Source organism: Leisingera sp. ANG-DT, assembly GCF_000813785.1.
Taxonomy (GTDB): Bacteria; Pseudomonadota; Alphaproteobacteria; order Rhodobacterales; family Rhodobacteraceae; genus Leisingera.
Window position 1 is genome coordinate 1 of record NZ_JWLE01000071.1, and the last position, 1,422, is coordinate 1,422.

Genomic DNA, 1,422 nt, shown 5'->3' on the forward strand with positions numbered 1-1,422 from the left:
GTGACCTCCGGCCTGCGCCTCGGCACGCCTGCCGGCACCACCCGCGGCTTCGGCGAGGCCGAGTTCCGCCAGATCGCCGACCTGATCATCGAAGTGATCGACGGGCTGGCGGCCAACGGTGAAGAGGGCAACGCGGATGTGGAAGCGGCGGTGCGCGCCAAGGTCGCGGACCTCTGCGCCAAGTTCCCGCTCTATCCGAACCTGTAAGCTCCGGCTTATCAGACAAAAAGAAACCGCCGCGGCCCCAATGCCGCGGCGGTTTTCTTTTGGCGGGACGCAGAAAGCAGCGGTCCCGGAAACGTGCGCCAGCACCTGCCGGAAAGAGAAGTCTATCTGTTCCAGTGCTGGGGCTCTTGCAGGCCTGTGCAAAGCCCGGACCGCAGCAGGGTGTTGCCGTAAGGCCTTGAATTGCGCCGCAGGCCCGTGCCTAATTGCGCAGAAACGGCCGAAGCAAATGGAACAATCTCTTGTCGGACTCTCTCTCCCTGTCCCATCGTGAAATGGAGCTGGTGGACGCATTGCGCCGCCTGGGCGGCTCTGCGCGCAGTGCCGAACTGGCCAAGATGCTGGATGTGTCCGAAGAGACCGTTCGCCGCACGATAAAGGCGCTGAACAAAGCGGGGGCCGTACAGCGTGTGCACGGCGGTGCTTTTCTGGCCGGTCCGCAAAGCGCAACAAGCTTTGCGCGGCGGATTTCCGAGAACCAGAGGGAAAAAGCGCGGATTGCTGCGCTGGCGGCCGGATATGTGCGCGACGGGATGGCTTTGTTCCTCGATGTAGGCTCCACCACTGCTTTTGTGGCTGAGGAATTGCGGCAGAAGTCGGGTTTGACCGTGGTTACAAACTCAATTGGCGCTGCACAGACCCTGGCAAACCACAATGGCAACCGGGTGCATTTTCTGGGTGGCGAAATGCAGAGCAACGAGCGCGGCACTTTCGGTTTCGTTGCCGAACAGCAGCTGCGGCGGTTCGTGCTTGACCTGGCGATCCTGTCTGCGGACGCGCTCTCGGCCAAACAAGGCGTGCTTTATCACAGCGCTGAAGAGGCTCAGCTGGCGTGCGTGGCTGCTGACTGCGCCCAGAAGGTTGCGGTTGCCATGGCGCATCCGAAGTTTGCTGAAACGGCTCCCCACTGCGGGCCGGAACCGCGCAGGCTCACGGTCTTGTTCACCGATCAGGACCCAGGCAAGAAGCTGTCTGCTGCCCTGGCGGACTGGGGGGTGAAGACGGAGGTCGCCCAATCCGCCAAGGGGAACTGATCCTGGAACGCCGCTCTGGGAACTCAGAAGAAAAATTCAGGGGCCGGAGCGGCGGGAATATCAGTTGCTGTCTAGGCTGGGCGGCACTAAGGCCGTGTCAGCAGCGGAATCGCGTCTGCAGGAGGCCTTGAGCGGACATATACATGGCAATACTGACTTTTCT

Annotated in this window: 1 protein-coding gene and 1 pseudogene; both read left to right on the forward strand. The window is 61.7% G+C overall.

Annotated elements, in window-relative coordinates; genetic code table 11:
* Positions 1-207: pseudogene (gene glyA, locus RA21_RS21750) on the forward strand (serine hydroxymethyltransferase); the annotation flags it as partial.
* A 260-nt stretch (positions 208-467) separates the two neighbouring features.
* Positions 468-1,259, forward strand: coding sequence for a DeoR family transcriptional regulator (locus RA21_RS21755; RefSeq protein ID WP_019298671.1), 792 nt, complete (start codon positions 468-470; stop codon positions 1,257-1,259).
* Positions 1,260-1,422: the final 163 nt, after the last annotated feature.